At 69.0% G+C, this 14,185-nt stretch carries 13 protein-coding genes; 9 read left to right on the top strand and 4 right to left on the bottom strand.

The window, feature by feature from the left end:
* Window positions 1–51 precede the first annotated feature (51 nt).
* Complete coding sequence (locus AC1DP9_RS16605) at window positions 52–963, bottom strand: LysR family transcriptional regulator (RefSeq protein ID WP_092297444.1); 912 nt, start codon at window positions 961–963, stop codon at window positions 52–54.
* Window positions 964–1,349: 386 nt separating this feature from the next.
* Here AC1DP9_RS16605 and AC1DP9_RS16600 point away from each other — a divergent pair, with 386 nt between their 5' ends.
* Genes AC1DP9_RS16600 through AC1DP9_RS16590 form a run of 3 tightly spaced genes read left to right on the top strand, consistent with a single transcriptional unit; the run spans window position 1,350 to window position 6,065 of the window.
* Window positions 1,350–2,705, top strand: a complete 1,356-nt coding sequence (locus AC1DP9_RS16600) for an MmgE/PrpD family protein (RefSeq protein ID WP_441592901.1) — start codon at window positions 1,350–1,352, stop codon at window positions 2,703–2,705.
* Window positions 2,706–2,732: 27 nt separating this feature from the next.
* Window positions 2,733–4,871: an acetate--CoA ligase family protein gene (locus AC1DP9_RS16595; RefSeq protein WP_477107949.1), complete on the top strand. Its 2,139-nt coding sequence runs from the start codon at window positions 2,733–2,735 to the stop codon at window positions 4,869–4,871.
* Window positions 4,872–4,904: 33 nt separating this feature from the next.
* Window positions 4,905–6,065, top strand: coding sequence for an acyl-CoA dehydrogenase family protein (locus AC1DP9_RS16590; RefSeq protein ID WP_477107948.1), 1,161 nt, complete (start codon window positions 4,905–4,907; stop codon window positions 6,063–6,065).
* A 17-nt stretch (window positions 6,066–6,082) separates the two neighbouring features.
* Here the strand turns inward: AC1DP9_RS16590 and AC1DP9_RS16585 are convergent, their stop codons facing one another.
* A complete protein-coding gene (locus AC1DP9_RS16585; RefSeq protein WP_441592903.1) occupies window positions 6,083–6,985 on the bottom strand; it encodes a LysR family transcriptional regulator in 903 nt (300 codons plus the stop codon).
* A 98-nt stretch (window positions 6,986–7,083) separates the two neighbouring features.
* Here AC1DP9_RS16585 and AC1DP9_RS16580 point away from each other — a divergent pair, with 98 nt between their 5' ends.
* From AC1DP9_RS16580 to AC1DP9_RS16565, 4 genes are all read left to right on the top strand, one after another.
* Window positions 7,084–8,103 carry a Bug family tripartite tricarboxylate transporter substrate binding protein gene (locus AC1DP9_RS16580; RefSeq protein WP_477107947.1) on the top strand — a complete coding sequence of 340 codons (1,020 nt, stop codon included), beginning with the start codon at window positions 7,084–7,086 and terminating at the stop codon, window positions 8,101–8,103.
* A gap of 24 nt (window positions 8,104–8,127) precedes the next feature.
* The gene (locus tag AC1DP9_RS16575) at window positions 8,128–8,883 is read left to right on the top strand and encodes a PIG-L deacetylase family protein (RefSeq protein WP_477107946.1); all 756 of its coding nucleotides are present in this window, start codon (window positions 8,128–8,130) and stop codon (window positions 8,881–8,883) included.
* Entirely contained in the window at window positions 8,880–9,593 is a 714-nt protein-coding gene (locus AC1DP9_RS16570; RefSeq protein WP_477107945.1) for a 4-carboxy-4-hydroxy-2-oxoadipate aldolase/oxaloacetate decarboxylase, read from the top strand. Before AC1DP9_RS16575 ends, AC1DP9_RS16570 begins: the two co-directional genes overlap by 4 nt.
* Window positions 9,594–9,707: 114 nt before the next feature.
* On the top strand, window positions 9,708–10,649 hold the full coding sequence (locus tag AC1DP9_RS16565) for a LysR family transcriptional regulator (protein WP_092297234.1): 942 nt from the start codon (window positions 9,708–9,710) through the stop codon (window positions 10,647–10,649).
* A gap of 8 nt (window positions 10,650–10,657) precedes the next feature.
* Here AC1DP9_RS16565 and AC1DP9_RS16560 read toward each other — a convergent pair whose 3' ends face one another.
* Both AC1DP9_RS16560 and AC1DP9_RS16555 read right to left on the bottom strand, forming a co-directional pair.
* Window positions 10,658–11,056 carry a PIN domain-containing protein gene (locus tag AC1DP9_RS16560; RefSeq protein ID WP_477107944.1) on the bottom strand — a complete coding sequence of 133 codons (399 nt, stop codon included), beginning with the start codon at window positions 11,054–11,056 and terminating at the stop codon, window positions 10,658–10,660.
* Window positions 11,053–11,286 carry a hypothetical protein gene (locus tag AC1DP9_RS16555; RefSeq protein ID WP_092297239.1) on the bottom strand — a complete coding sequence of 78 codons (234 nt, stop codon included), beginning with the start codon at window positions 11,284–11,286 and terminating at the stop codon, window positions 11,053–11,055. Before AC1DP9_RS16555 ends, AC1DP9_RS16560 begins: the two co-directional genes overlap by 4 nt.
* A 275-nt stretch (window positions 11,287–11,561) precedes the next feature.
* On the opposite strand from AC1DP9_RS16555, the gene tcuA reads away from it, so the two are divergent.
* Together tcuA and tcuB are read left to right on the top strand one after the other, a co-directional pair.
* Window positions 11,562–12,998, top strand: coding sequence for an FAD-dependent tricarballylate dehydrogenase TcuA (gene tcuA / locus AC1DP9_RS16550; protein ID WP_092297242.1), 1,437 nt, complete (start codon window positions 11,562–11,564; stop codon window positions 12,996–12,998).
* Window positions 12,985–14,157, top strand: a complete 1,173-nt coding sequence (gene tcuB / locus AC1DP9_RS16545) for a tricarballylate utilization 4Fe-4S protein TcuB (RefSeq protein WP_477107943.1) — start codon at window positions 12,985–12,987, stop codon at window positions 14,155–14,157. Before tcuA ends, tcuB begins: the two co-directional genes overlap by 14 nt.
* The last annotated feature ends 28 nt before the right edge of the window (window positions 14,158–14,185 follow it).

Raw genomic sequence — 14,185 nt, 5'->3', positions numbered from 1 at the left:
CTTTGCGCGCATGGCGGAAAACCCTGATCGGGCCGCCCGGGGGAATGCCCCCTACCTCGGTTTCTGGAAGTGCTGCTCCATCGCCGCGCACCGGCTCAGGTATTCCAGCAGCCGTCCCACGCCCGCCGGCAGGCAGTCCTTGTCGCGCACGCACACGTAGAAATCCCGCACCGCCCAGGCATCGTTCAGCGTCAGCAGGGACAGGCCCATCATCGCCAGATAGTTTCGGGCGATGCCCTCGGGCACCACGGCGATCCCGAGCCCCTCGCGCACCATGCGGCAGCGCGCCTCGAAGTTCGACACCTGCGTCTTCACGGTCAGCGGCCGGGAGATGGTGCCGGACACCAGCGTCAGGAAGGCATCGAAGGTATGCCGGGGGAAGTAGCCGAGAAAGTCGTAGTCGAGCGCCTCTTCCAGCAGCAGCGCGCCCTTGGCCTCCAGCGGATGCCCGCGCGGCACCACCAGCCCCACACGGTCCTTGCGGTACGGCAGCGAGTACACGCCGGGGCTGGGGCTGCGCGCGTGATAGATGCCGATGTCCACGTCGCCATTGGAGACCATGCGCGGAATATCCATGCTGAAGGACTCCACCAGGTCGATGCGCGCCTCCGGGTCGTGCTTGAGATAGCCGCTGATGTCGGTCGGCAGGAACTGGAGCACTGTGGAACGGTTGGAGGCCAGGCGGATCTTGGCGATGCCGTCGGTGGAGTAGGCCGCCAGCGCATCCTGCGCGAGCTGCACGCTCCGCACGATGGCCTTGGCGCGCTGGTAGAGCATGGCGCCGGCCGGCGTGGGCTCCACGCCCCGGCCATGGCGGCGCAGCAGGGCGGTGCCGGCGCGGCGCTCCAGTTCGGCAATGCGCTTGCTGGCGGCGGAAGTGACGAGGTTCTCGCGCTCCGCGGCGCGCGAGAGGCTTTTTTCCTCGACGGCGGCGATCAGGATGGCGAGCGAGGGGATATCCATGTCCATGGGCGCGGGCGTTCTCCAGACGGAAAGGGTTCCGGGGCGCGCGGCCGGGCGGCGGATCTGGCGATGCGGGTTTTCCCGGAATCGCACGGCATCGGCGCACGGCGCGCCTGCGGAGTATGCACCGGCCCCGCATACCCCGGAATACACGGCGCGGCGCGGGAGCGTTCTCCAAATGTCAAAGCTCGCGCCGGCGGCGTCCCTACCATGTTAGGCATTGAGGCGCCCCGCTTTTCTCCCCTCTCCCGCTTGCGGGAGAGGGGCCGGGGGAGAGGGCAGGAGCGGAATGCGCGGTATCGCATCGACGATACGCCGTCCCTCTCCCCCGACCCCTCTCCCAGAGGGAGAGGGGAGAAAGGCGCCCCGGAACAAGGAGACAACACATGCTGATAGACGAATTCGCCGCCTACGTGAGCCGTGCCGCCACGGCGGAGCTGCCCGCTCCGGTGCTGCATCACGCACGCCGCGCGGTCATCGACTGGTTCGCCGCGCTGCTGGCTGGCGTACCGATGGCGCCGGGGCAGCCGCTGGTGCGGGCCCACAGCGCGGAACTGGGCGTGGGCGCGTCCACGGTGGTCGGCCACGCCACCACGGCGTTTCCGGCGCTGGCGGCGTGGATCAATGGCAGCGCGTCCCACGCGGCCGAATTCGACGACATTTTCCGCGATGCCGTCTATCACCCGGGCTGCCCGACCATCGCGGCGGCGCTGGCCCTGGCCGAGCAGGCCGACGCCAGCGGCACCGATTTCCTGCGCGCCGTGATCGCCGGCTACGAGGTCTCCACGCGCATCGGCGCCGCGATCCAGCCGGCGCACTATCGCTACTTCCACACCACCGGCACGGTGGGTTGCCTGGGCGCGGCGGCGGCCGGCGCGCTGCTGGCGGCGCCGGGCGATGCACGCGTGGCCGCCGACGCCATGGCCACGGCCACGACGTTCGCCTCCGGCCTCCAGCAGGCGTTCCGCTCCGATGCCATGACCAAGGCGCTCCACGCCGGCCACGCCGCGCAGGTGGGCGTGCAGGCAGCCCAGGCCGCCGCGCATGGTGTGAACGGCGTGCACGACATCCTTGAGGGCGACGCCGGTTTTGGCGCCGCGCTGTGCGGCAAGCCCGACTGGCGCGACGTTACCGCCGGCCTCGGCACCGACTTCAATATCACGCGGATCACCCAGAAGAACCACGGCTGCTGCGGCCACACCTTCGCCGCCATCGATGCCGCGATGCAGATCGTGCGCGACCACGGGCTCGATCCGGCTCGCATCGCCGCCGTACGCGTGGCGACCTACCAGGTGGCGCTCGACGTCACCGGCAATTTCCAGCCGACCACCGCCTTCGAGGCCCGCTTCAGCCTGCCCTACGTGGTGGCGCACGGGCTCTTGCACGGCGCCGTGCGGCTCGATGCCTTCCAGCCCCAGCGCATGGCCGACCCCGCCATCCGCGCGCTGATGGCCCGCATCACGCTGACCGCCGACGCCGACCTGACCGCCGCCTTCCCGCGCCAGCGCGCCGCGCGCGTGGAGATCGAGATGGCCGATGGGAGCCGGCACACCCACTTCGCCCCGTACCGCCGGGGCGACCCCGAGGCGCCGCTCGATGACGCCATGCTGACCGACAAATTCATGGAACTCGGCGCGCCCGTGATCGGCGCCGGCCCCGCCGCACGCCTGCTCGACGCGCTCTGGCAACTCGGCGACCGCCCGGTGCGGGCGCTCGGCCTCGGCCAGCTGCGCGCCGGCTGACCCGCAACCCTTCAGACAGATACCGATATGACGAGAGTGGACGAACACGTGGCGCCGGACGCGACGGTGACCGGCAGCGCGCTGGCCCGGGCGCTGTTCACGCCAGCCGCCGTGGCGCTGGTGGGCGCCTCGGCCGACGAGAGCAAGAACACCGCCCGGCCGCTGCGCTTCATGCGCAAGCACGGCTATTCGGGCCGCATTTTCCCGATCAACGCGGGCCGCACCGAGGTGATGGGCCTGCCCGCCTACCCGAGCGTGGCCGCGCTGCCGGAGACCATCGACCATGCCTTTGTGATGGTGCCGGGCCGCCATGTGCCCGAGGTGCTGGAGCAATGCGCGGCGCGTGGCGCCAGCGTGGTGACGGTGTTTTCCGATGGTTTTGCCGAACTGGGCGAGGCCGGCATGGCCGCCCAGCAGGCGCTGGCACTGCGCGCCCGGGAGCTGGGCGTGCGGCTGCTCGGCCCGAACAGCATCGGCGTGGTGGACGTGCACAGCGGCGCCATCCTGTCCGTGAACGCCGTGCTGGAGACCGACACCCTGCACGCGGGCGGCATCAGCGTGATTTCGCAGAGCGGGTCGATGCTGGGCGCGCTGCTGTCGCGCGGCGCGGCGCGCGGGCTGGGCTTCGCCAAGCTGGTGTCGGTGGGCAACGAGGCGGACATCGGCGTGGGTGAACTGGTCGACCTGATGGTCGATGACAGCGCCACCGAGGTGATCCTGCTGTTCCTGGAGACTATCCGCGACGCCGCCGTGCTCGGCCCGGCCCTGCGCCGCGCCCGCGCCGCCGGCAAGCCGGTGCTGGTCTACAAGCTGGGCCGCTCCGCGCAGGGCGAGGCGCTGGCGCAGTCCCACACCGGCGCGCTGGCTGGCAACGACGCCGCCGTGGATGCCTTCCTGCGCAAGCACGGCGCGATGCGCGTGGAGATGCTGGAGACGCTGTTCGAGGCCGCCCCGCTGGCGCGCCGCTACGCCAGCGCCATCCCGCCGCTGGACCGCAATCCGCGTATCGCGGTGGTCACCACCACGGGCGGCGGCGCGGCCACGGTGGTGGACCGGCTCGGCCTGGCCGATGTGGAGGCCGTGGCGCCGCCCACGGCCTTCATCGAACACATGGCCGCGCGCGGCCTGAAGATCCGCCAGACGCCGATTCTCGACCTGACGCTGGCCGCCTCGCCGGCGCAGTACCGCGACCTCGTGGAGCAGATGCTGCAGAGTGACTGGTGCGATGCGGTGCTGTGCGTGGCGGGTTCGTCGGCGCAGTTCCACCCGGCGTACGCGGTGCGGCCGATCGTCGAGGCCTCGGCGGTGCAGGGCAAGCCGCTGCTGGCGTTCCTGGCCCCGGAGGCCGGGCAGTCCCTGACGCTGTTGCAGGAAGCCGGCGTGCCGGCGTTCCGCACGCCCGAATCCTGCGCGGACGCCCTGGCCTGCCTGTTCCGCGCCGCACGCACGCCGCTAGATGCTGGCACGCCGCCCGAGCCCGTGGCGTGGCCCGCTAGCTTGCCGACGCATGGCGACCTGTCCGAGTTCGAAGCCGCCGCCGCGTTTGGCGAACTGGGCGTGCCGATCGCCCCGATGGCGCTGGTGCAGCCCAACGCGCTGCAACACGCGGTGCCGTACCCGGTGGTTGCCAAGATCTGCTCGCGCGACATCCTGCACAAGACCGAAATCGGCGGCGTGGAAGTGGGCGTGCGGGACAACGAGGAACTGGCCCGCGCGGCGGCGCGGCTGGTCGACAACGCCGGGCGGGGCGCCCCCGCCGCGCGGCTGGACGGCATTCTGGTCCAGCGTATGGAACACCGGCTGCTGGAACTGATGCTCGGCTATCGGCACGACCCGCTGGTCGGCCCGATGGTCATGCTGAGCGCGGGCGGCATCACGGCGGAATTGCACCGGGACGTGAGCCTGCGGCCGGCGCCGGTCAGCCTTGAGGAAGCCCGCGACATGATCGGCGAGGTGCGTTCCACACGCCTGATCCGTGGCTTCCGGGGCCTGCCGCGCGGCGATTTGGATGCGCTGGCGCGCGCCATCGTCGATTTCTCGCGGCTGGCAGTGGTGCAGGGCGTGCGCATCGACGAAGCCGAGATCAACCCCTTGTTCGTGCGCGCCGAGGGCGTGGTCGGTGTCGACTGCGTGCTGCGGCTCAGCGCCACGCCAGATGCGGCGTAATCATCACCAATTTAGAGAATTCGGAGACTGAACATGAACTTCACCCTCACCCCGGAACAGCAGGAGTTTCAGGACGCCGTCAGCCGCTTCGCCGAGAAAGAGTTGCGTCCTGGCGCCCACCAGCGCGCCCACACGGATGCCTACCCCTGGGACGTGGCGAAGAAGATGGCCGCGCAGGGCCTGCTCGGCATCACCATTGCCGAGGCCGACGGCGGGCAGGGCGGCACGCTGATGGACGCCATCATCGCCATCCAGGCCGTGGCGGCGCACTGCCCGCGCAGTGCCGACGTGATCCAGGCCGGCAACTTCGGCGCGATCCGCGTGCTGGCCGAGTATGGCTCGGCGGCGCAGAAGGCCAAGTGGCTGGCCCCGCTGCTGGAAGGTAGCGCGCTGATTTCGGTGGGCATGACCGAGCCCGAGGCCGGCTCCGCCGTGACCGAGCTGAAAACCAGCGCCACGCCGGACGGCGCGGGCTTCCGCATCAACGGCAGCAAGGTCTTCACCACACACGGCCCCCATGCGGACGTGATCCTGGCCTACGTGCGCTTCGGCCCGGGCGTGGGCGGCATCGGCTCGGTGCTGATCGACACCAAGGCGCAGGGCGTACGCATCGGCCAGCGCTCGAAGTTCATGTCGGGCGAGGAGTGGGCACAGATCTATTTCGACGATGTGTACGCGGCGCCCGAGGACGTGCTGCTGGGCGAGGGCGGCTTCAAGAAGCAGATTGCCGGCTTCAACGTGGAGCGGATGGGGAACACGGCGCGCTCGCTGGCGCTGGGCCGCTATGCCTACGAGGAAGCGCGCCAGTGGGCCATGCAGCGCAAGCAGTTCGGACGCCTGCTGTGCGAGTTCCAGGGCCTGCAATGGAAGTTCGCCGAGATGAAGATGAAGCTCGACGCCGGCCAGCTGCTGCTCTACCGTGCCGCCGCCAATGCCGACAGCGGCATCCCGTCCGCCGAGGAAACCGCGATTGCCAAGGCGTTCTGCAACCAGGCTGGCTTCGACATCGCCAATGAGGCCATCCAGGTGATGGGCGGCATGGGCTACAGCCAGGAAGCGCTGGTGGAGTACTGCCAGCGCCGCTGCCGCGGCTGGATGATCGCCGGCGGGTCGATCGAGATCCTCAAGAACCGCATCGCCGAATCGGTGTTCGAGCGGACGTTCTCGCAGCGGCCCGAGAAGGCACGGGCCTGATCGCTTCGTCCGTTCGATCAGAAATAGCCGATAAACCGCGCCATGATTGGCGACAGGGCGCCGGCGCGGTGGGCCATCAGGACCCGGCTGCCGGCGTCCGGGCCGGCCAGCGGCAGGTAGGCCACGCCGGGAATGCCGGTGCGCGCGTAGATCTCGGGCAGCACCGACACCCCGGCACCGCTGGCCACCAGCCCGATGATGGTGGTGGCCTCGCGCGCCTCCTGCGCGACGTTGGGCGCGTAGCCGGCCCGGTTGCATAGCGTGGTCACATGGTCGAACAGCCCGCAGCCCAGCCCGCGCGGGAATAGCAGGAAGCGCTCGGCGGATAGCTCGGCGATGTCGATGCCTGCCGCGCCATCCCGGTCATCGCTCCCTTCGCGCGCCAGCGCATGGCTGACCGGCAGTACGGCCACGAGGCGGTCTGCCAGCACCTCCCGCACCGTGATGCTGGCCGGTGGCCGGAACTGTGGCGACGGCCGCAGGAAGCCGATATCGATCTCGCCCTGCTCAAGCTGCTGCAGTTGCTGCCCGGTCGACATATGCACCAACTGGAGGGTGGCGTTGCGGTGTGCCTCACGGAACTGATGCACGGCGCGCGGAAAGACGTCATGCATCGGCACGGATGCCGTGAATCCCACCCGAATCTCCCCGGCATCGCCCGATGCCACCTGCTTCACCACCTCGCGCGCCTGATCCAGCGTGGCCAGCGCATCGCGGGCCTTGTCCAGGAACAGCGCCCCGGCGGGCGTCAGCGCCACGTGATGGCGGGAGCGTTCGAGCAGCGCACTGCCCAATTCCTCCTCCAAAGCCTTGATCTGGATGCTGAGTGGCGGCTGGCTCACATGCAGCTTGCGCGCGGCTTCGCTGAAGCTCAACGCCTCGGCTACGGCCACGAAATATCGGAGTTGGCGAAAGTCCATGATTCGAAATCGAAATAACAAGCCATCTGAAAACATATTGGACAGTATCACGACGGCTGCACAGAATGGGCGCACTTAAAAGAAACCTGGAGAAGACAATGCGCGGGTCCGCTCGTCGTCGTGTTTCGCAGGGCGCGCGCCGCCCGTTCTTGATCAACTCGCTCGCCACGCTGCTGGCCGCCACCCTTGGCCTGGCCGTCTCGGCCCCGCAGGCCGCCGAGGCGTATCCGGACAAGCCCATCCGTCTGGTCGTGCCGTACGCCGCCGGCGGCGCGGTGGACATCGTGGCGCGCGCCGTCGGCCAGAAGATGAGCCAGGCGCTCAAGCAGCCGATCATCGTCGACAACCGTCCGGGCGCCAGCACCAATATCGGCCTGGACATCGTCGCCAAGTCGCCGGCGGACGGCTACACGATCATGATGGCGTCCAACAGCCTCGCCACCAATTCGGCGCTGTTCGCCAAGCTGTCGTTCAACCCCGCCGCCGACTTCGCGCCCGTGGCGCGCGTGGGCGAGGCCTCGCTGGTCGTGGTAGTGCCGGCCAAGTCGAAGATCGACTCGCTCAAGACCCTCGTCGCCCAGGCCAAGGCCCAGCCCGGCAAGCTGGCGTACGCGTCCGCCGGCAACGGCAGTTCCGGCCATCTGGCCGGCGAAATGCTCAAGGACACCGCCGGCATCGACGTGCTGCACGTGCCGTACAAGGGTGGCGCCCCCGCCATCACCGACCTGCTCGGCGAACGCATCACCTTCATGCCGATCAACCCGCTCGAGGTCATCACCCATATCCACGCCGGCACGCTGCGCCCGCTGGCCGTGGCGAGCGCCAAGCGTTCGGCCCTGCTGCCGGACGTGCCGACCTCGCGCGAGGAAGGGTTGCCCAACTTCACCGCTTCGGTCTGGTGGGGTCTCGTGGCGCCTGCCAAGACGCCGCCCGCGATCATCAAGCAACTCAACGCCGCCGCCAACACCGCGCTGGCCGACGCCGACGTGCGCAAGCAGCTCACCCAACTGGGCGTGACCATCCTGCCCGGCACGCCGGAAGCCTTCGGCCAGTTCGTGCGCACCGAAACCACGACCTGGGCGGGCGTTATCCGCAAGGCCGGTATCACGGCCGACTGAGTCTCACCCTGACTGGTATTAGGTATGTCCCAAAACACTGCTCCTTCCACTGCCACGGCCGCGGCTACCCAGCCGTCCATCCTGGTTGTCAGCGCCCACGCGGCTGACTTCGTCTGGCGCGCCGGCGGCGCCATCGCGCTCTACGCCGAGCGCGGCTACCACGTGCGCATCGTCTGCCTGTCGTTCGGCGAGCGCGGCGAATCGGCCAAGATGTGGCGCCAGCCGGGCATGACGATGGACCGCGTGAAGGCCGCCCGTCATGAAGAGGCGCAGCGCGCCGCCGAGATCCTCGGTGGCACGCTGGAGTGCTTCGACCTCGGCGACTATCCGATGCGCATGCCCGACGAGGCGCTGCTGCGTCTGGCCGACATCTACCGCGACATCCGTCCCGAACTGGTGCTGAGCCACTCGCGCGAGGACATCTACAACTTCGACCACCCGCTCGCCACGCATGTGGCGCAAGAGGCACGTGTGATTGCCCAGGCCCACGGCTACAAGCCCGAGGTGCCCGTGATCGGCGCGCCGCCGGTGTTCCTGTTCGAGCCGCACCAGCCCGAGCAGTGCAACTGGAAGCCGGACGTGCTGCTGGACATCTCCTCTGTCTGGGAGAAGAAGCAGCGCGCGTTCACGACCATGGCCGCGCAGGAGCACCTGTGGGAGTACTACACCCGGGTGGCGCTCCAGCGCGGGGCGCAGGCCACGCGTAATTCCGATCGCAAGGTGCAGTACGGCGAAGGCTATGCACGCGTGTTTCCCCAAGTTTCGGAGGTGCTGGCATGAAGACGATTGCCTACCGCAATATCCTGCGCGCGGCACCCGCCGTGATCGAGTCGCTCGGCAAGCTGGGCGTGGCCACGGTGCATGAGGCGCAGCGCCGCACCGGCCTGATGAAGCCGTACCTGCGGCCGATCCAGTCCGGCACGGCGATCTCCGGCAGCGCCGTGACCGCGCTGATGCACCCCGGCGACAACTGGATGATCCACGTGGCCGTGGAAATGATCCAGCCGGGCGACGTGCTGGTGGTGGCCCTGACCAGCGACTGCACCGACGGCCTGTTCGGCGACCTGCTGGCCACGTCGCTGAAGGCACGCGGCGCGCGCGGCTTGATCATCGACGGCGGCGTGCGCGATGTCAGCACCCTCAACGCGATGGGCTTCCCGGTATGGTCCCGCGCCGTGCACGCGCAGGGCGCCGTGAAGGAAACCGTGGGTGCCGTGAACGTGCCGGTGGTCTGCGCCGGCGCCACTGTGCGGCCGGGCGACGTGATCGTGGCGGACGACGACGGCGTGGTCGTGGTGGCGCGCCCGCAGGCGCAGGACATCGCGCAAAAGGCGGCCGAGCGCGAGGCGCTGGAGCTGTCCAAGCGCGACAAACTCGCCTCCGGCGTACTCGGCGTGGACATGTACAACATGCGCCCGGCCCTCGCGGCCAAGGGTCTGGTCTACCTCGACCAGACCGTGGACTGGTACAGCGGCGCCGACGAAGCCTGACGGCGCCCGGGGTGCCCGCGCCACGCGCGGCCCCCGTACATCTGGTATAAGACCCCGGAACAACAGGTCGAATCCCGCCGGCGCGGCAGGGATCCGCGAGAACGGGGGAGACAGATGGAACTGCGCCAGCTTCAGTATTTCGTCCGGGTGGTCGAGCTTGGCAGCATGAGCCGTGCCGCGCTCGAGCTGGACATGGTGCAGTCGGCCGTCAGCCAGCAGATCAGCCGGCTCGAAGGCGAGCTTTCCACCCGGCTGCTGCGCCGAACGCCGCAGGGCGTGACCCCCACCGAGGCCGGCCTGGCCTTTTTCCACGAAGCCCAGCTGACGCTGCGCCATGCCGAGCAGGCGCGGCGCGCGGCCCATCACGCGCGCCTCTCCGGCACCGTGAGCGTGGGGCTGGCGCCGACCACGGCGTCGGTGATCGGCGTGCCGCTGATCCGCGCCATGCGGGAGCGTTACCCCGATGTGCGCCTGCATATCGTCGAAAGCCTGTCCGGCCACCTGACCGCCATGCTCAACGCCCGCCAGCTCGACCTCGCGGTGCTTTTCGACACGCATGCCGCCCGGCGCTGGACCGTGCTGCCGCTGCTGGAGGAGACGCTGTTCCTGATCCAGTCCCGGCAGGCCCTGCCCCAGGGCAAGGCGGAGCCGCCCACCCAGCTTGGCATGGCCGACCTTGCCGAGGTGCCGCTGATCATGCCGACCGGCGTGCACGGCCTGCGCAGCACCCTGGACGCCGCGTTCGCCCGCGCCAAGGTGGCGCCGCGCGTGATCCAGGAGGTGGACTCGCTGGCGATGCTGATGTCCGCCGTGGACATGGGCTTCGGCGCCACGCTCCAGCCCTGGGCGGCGGTAGGACGGTACCCGGACGCCGCCACGCGCTTCCACCTCGCCCAGATCGACGACCCGAGCGTGGGCCGGCGCAACCTGCTGTGCAGCCTGTCCGACGACGAACTGTCGCCCGCCGCCCTGGCGCTGCGGGTGGTACTGGCCGACACTGCCCGCGGACTGGTGAAGTCCGGGGGGTGGAGAGGGGCGCGGTTGATCGAGGGGTGACATGCGCGTCAGTCGGGAACGCGGCGGAAGCCAGACACGCGTGACGCGCGCCTGTCGAACGTGTAGATGAACCTGCATCTCATGCTCTGGCAGCTTTCCAGAATGACGCAATCGCCGAAGTCGATGCCTGTCTTCCCGTAGCGGACCATGGCACGGCATACGGTTGCGTACGATTCCAGGACGATCCAGTGGGATTCGAGGAAGGCCACCAGCACGCGCGTGATGCGCTTGCGGGTGAAGGCGTAGCGCTTCTTAAGGACCCAGACGAGTTCAACGAGGGCGGCCAGCGGCACAAAATCGCGGCACCCACTGGAAAACGATGCGATCACGCGGCTGGCGTGTCGAGCCTGAGGGGTATCGTCCTGCGTGAAGTGCCGGACTAACACACAAGTGTCGAGTCCTATCATTGGCGCTCCTCCGCAGCATATCTCTGCAACACCTTTTCCAGCCGCGCCTCAATGTCCGCGATTTCCTCGGGGCTCAGCGGCCCGTCATCCGGATCGTCCTCGTACGGCCCATTGAGTTTCCGGAGCACCGATTCAACGATGGCGTCGCCGATGGCATCGTCTATTTCCTCAATCGTCAAGGGTTTGGGCGGCTCGGGAAGGGTGGCCGGGTCGGTGGGATGTTCGTTCATGGTCTTGGACTCCAAAAGTCGGGGAAGCGGGCACCTGGAAGGTGCCGCCAACGCAACTTTCCCCCACCGCGAGCCCCTTGCCTATGAGACAGCTCTGAAATTTCCCCGGACCCGCCCGGAACTTCCCCGGACCCCCATCACAAATCGTGATACCCCCATGCCCGTCAAGGGGTTAGCAGCGGTCCGGCGGGCGGATACAGTCCGGCTCAGACTCCCGAAGCCATAGAAAAAGTCGTGTCCAACCCCACTCAAACACCCCGCGAGGGCGCCCGGCCATGATCGACGTCCTTGTGATTGGCGGCGGCAACGCTGCCCTGTGCGCTGCGCTGATGGCCCGCGAGGCCGGCGCCAGCGTGATGCTGCTCGAATCCGCTCCGCGCGAATGGCGCGGCGGCAACTCCCAGCACACCCGTAACCTGCGTTGCATGCATGACGCGCCGCAAGACGTGCTGATCGATGCCTACCCCGAGGAGGAGTACTGGCAGGATCTGCTCAAGGTCACCGGCGGGCTGACCGACGAGCGGCTGGCCCGGATGGCCATCCGGGCCTCGTCGAACTGCCGTGACTGGATGCGCAGCCATGGCGTCCACTTCCAGCCGCCGCTCTCGGGCGCGCTGCACGTGGCGCGCACCAATGCCTTCTTCATGGGCGGGGGCAAGGCCCTTGTCAACGCCTACTACCGCAGCGCCGAGCAGCTCGGCGTGCAGATCCGCTACAACGCGCCGGTCGATGCCATCGAGCTGGATGGCGGCCGCTTCGTGGCGGCGCGCATCGGCGCCGAGCGGATCGAGGCCCGCGCCTGCGTGCTGGCCGCCGGCGGCTTCGAGTCGAACCGCGAATGGCTGCGCGAGGCCTGGGGCCAGAACGAGCGCGGCGAATGGCCGGCGGACAACTTCCTGATCCGTGGTACGCGCTTCAACATGGGTGTGCTGCTGAAATACATGATCGAGGCGGGCGCGGATGCCATCGGCGATCCGTCCCAGTCGCACTGCGTGGCCATCGACGCCCGCGCGCCGCTCTACGACGGCGGCATCTGCACGCGGATCGACTGCGTGTCCCTGGGCGTGGTGCTGAACGCCAATGCCGAGCGCTTCTACGACGAAGGCGAGGACTTCTGGCCCAAGCGCTATGCGATCTGGGGCCGGCTGGTGGCCCAGCAGCCGCAGCAGATCGGCTACTCGATCATCGACGCCAAGGCCGTGGGCCGCTTCATGCCGCCAGTGTTCCCGGGCGTGAAGGCCGACACGCTGCCGGAACTCGCGCGCAAGCTCGGCCTCGACGAAGCCACCTTCATGCGCACGATCAACGACTACAACGCCGCCTGCCGCGTGGGCAAGTTCGACCACACCGTGCTCGACGACTGCCACACCGAGGGCGTGACCCCGTCCAAGACCCACTGGGCCCGCCCGCTGGATACCGCGCCGTTCTACGGCTACGCGCTGCGCCCCGGCATCACCTTCACCTACCTGGGTTTGAAGGTGAACGAGGATTCGGCCGTGCATTTCGGCGGCCAGCCCAGCGACAACCTGTTCGTGGCCGGCGAGATGATGGCCGGCAACGTGCTCGGCAAGGGCTATACGGCCGGCGTGGGGATGGCCATCGGCACGGCGTTCGGCCGCATCGCCGGCACGCAGGCAGCCAAGGCGGCACTCGCCCCGGCAAAGGGCCAACGCGCCCGTGCATCACAGGAATTCGACCATGCAACATCTTGAAGCGCTGACGCGCGAGGCGGCGGCGCTGGCACAGGGCGTGCTGCCGCTGACCGCCGACGAGGGCGAAGTCGCCCGGACCCTGCAGATCTGCAACGCCTGCCGCTATTGCGAGGGCTTCTGCGCCGTGTTCCCGGCCATGACGCGCCGGCTGGAATTCCCGAAGGCGGACATCCACTACCTGGCCAACCTCTGCCACAACTGCGGCGCCTGCTACCACGCCTGCCAGTACGCGCCGCCGCACGAGTTCGCGGTGAACATCCCCCAGGCGATGGCCAAGGTGCGCGTGCAGACCTATGGCGACTACGCGTTCCCGGCTGCGCTGGGCGGGCTGTACCGCCGCGCCGGCCTGACCACGGCGCTGGCGCTGTCCGGCGGGCTGGCGCTGTTCCTGCTGATGGTGCTCGCCATGCGCGGCAGCCTGCTGCATGCACCGCTGGCCGGCAATTTCTACGCGATCTTCCCGCACAACCTGCTGGCGGCGATGTTCGGCGTGGTGTTCCTGTTCGCGATCGGCGCGCTGGGCGTGGGTGTCACGCGCTTCTGGCGGCAGGTCTCGCCGGGCGCGCGGCCGGGCGAGTCACGCGGTTCGGCCGTGGGCGGCGCCGCGCACGACGCGCTGCGGCTCAAGTACCTCGACGGCGGTCATGGCCAGGGCTGCAACAATGCCGACGATGCCTTCACGCTGGCGCGCCGCCGCTTCCACCATTTCACGTTCTACGGCTTCATGCTGTGCTTCGCCGCCACCACGGTGGCCACGCTGTACCACTACCTGCTGGACTACCACGCGCCGTACCCGGTGACGAGCCTGCCGGTGCTGCTGGGCATCGCGGGCGGCATCGGGCTGCTGGTCGGCCCGGCCGGCCTGCTGTGGCTGAACCTGCGCCGCGACCCCAACACGGGCGATGCCAGCCAGCGCCCGATGGACCGTGGCTTCATCGCGCTGCTGTTCCTGACCAGCGCCAGCGGCCTGGCGCTGCTGGCCTGGCGCGACACGTCCGCCATGGCCGCGCTGCTGGCCGTGCACCTGGGCATCGTGATGGCGCTGTTCCTGACGCTGCCGTACGGCAAGTTCGCCCACGGCATCTTCCGCAGCGCGGCATTGCTGAAGTGGAATATCGAGAAGCGTCGGCCTAGCGATCTCGCGCTCGGCGCAGACTGACAAGCTCGCACAGAATCCAACCATCCCC

It is taken from the genome of Cupriavidus sp. 01L43, from assembly GCF_056399925.1.
The sequence above is the reverse complement of the archived record's forward strand: the minus strand, read 5'-3'. Positions and strand labels throughout refer to the sequence as shown.